The sequence below is a fragment of the Burkholderia sp. E168m23 genome (assembly GCF_016586125.1).
In the GTDB taxonomy this organism is placed as follows: domain Bacteria; phylum Pseudomonadota; class Gammaproteobacteria; order Burkholderiales; family Burkholderiaceae; genus Burkholderia; species Burkholderia orbicola.
The window spans coordinates 1-1,261 of the sequence record NZ_BCPP01001388.1 but is presented as its reverse complement, the minus strand read 5'-3'; the positions used below and the strand labels follow the sequence as shown (position 1 = coordinate 1,261).

General features: G+C 72.5%; 1 protein-coding gene. It reads right to left on the bottom strand.

Features of this window, described 5'->3' with window-relative positions; all coding sequences use genetic code 11:
* Positions 1-5: 5 nt before the first annotated feature.
* Complete coding sequence (locus JMF90_RS37530) at positions 6-1,181, bottom strand: PLP-dependent decarboxylase (RefSeq protein ID WP_054928604.1); 1,176 nt, start codon at positions 1,179-1,181, stop codon at positions 6-8.
* Positions 1,182-1,261: the final 80 nt, after the last annotated feature.

Sequence of the window (1,261 nt, the reverse complement as noted above, 5' to 3'; positions counted from 1 at the left end):
CGGGTTTAGGCCGGCCGCACGTACACGTGCGCGGCTTCGTGGGACAGGAAATGCGCCATCGAGTACGTGCGGTGATACGCGCCGCAGCGTTCGAACACCGCGATGTCGCCGACCTGCGGCGGCGCGCCCGCGTCGTCGCGGCCGATCACGTCCGCGCGGCTGCAGGTGCTGCCGACGTAGAGCGTCGGCACGCCGCGCGGCGGCGGCGCGGGCGTGCGGCGCACGAGCGACGGCGCGGCCAGACGGCGCATCACCGATTCGGTCTGCGCGAGCAGGAACGCATGCGACAGGCCGCCGTCGCAGACGGCGATCGTGCGGTCCTGCCATGTCTTCACCGCGACGACGCGCGTCGCGAACACGCCCGCATCGGCGAAGATCGCGCGGCCCGATTCGTGCGCGAGCGAATAGGGGCCGGCCAGCGGCGCGAGCGCGGCGGCATAGCGGTCGAACGCGGCATCGCCCGGGTGATCGTCGGCAAAACCGCCGCCGAGGCTCAACGAACCGAGCGGCGCGCCGTTGGCGGGTGCGAGATCGCGGGCCAGCGCGGCGAGCAATTCGGGCAACACGAGCGTGTCGGGCTGCGTCGGGTCCTGGCGGATGAACGAATGCGGGCCGGAGAAGACGTGCAACCCGGCCACCGGCAGGCCGGCAGCCGCGAGCGTGCGCACCGCGTCGTGCGCCTCGTTCGGCGTCATCCCGAAGTGGTCGTGCCACGGTGCGCGCGCCTGTTCACCCGCCAGCGCGCCGGCATTCACGCGCAGCAGCACCGCGCCCGGCGTGCTGCCGCCGGCCGCCGCTTCGCGGGCGAGCGGCACGAAGCGCGCGACCGCGTCCGGGTTGTCGAGCACGAAATGGCAGCGCGACGCGAGCCCCGCCCGCATGAACATCTCGTCCATCGACGGATTGTTCAGGTAGCGCGGCGTCTTGATCCGGCCGATCACCGCGTCGAGTTCGCCGCGGCTCGCGAGTTCGACGCCGTCGTCGTACGCATGCGCGCAGCGCGCGAGCATGTCCTGGTTCGGGTTCGCCTTCAGCGACACGATCAGCCGCGTGCCGAGCCGCGCCTTCAGCGACCGGTAGCGGGCGATCGCGATCTCGGGCTCGTACACGTAGCACGGCGTGCGCAGATCGGTGATCCACGCGTGATCGGCGGTGGCGGGAAGCGGGCGCTCAGGCGTCATGGCGGCCCACCGGATGGAGCGTGGCGGCCGCATACGCGCCGCAGTTCGACTGCATCACGCCGAGCACGCGCCGGCCATGC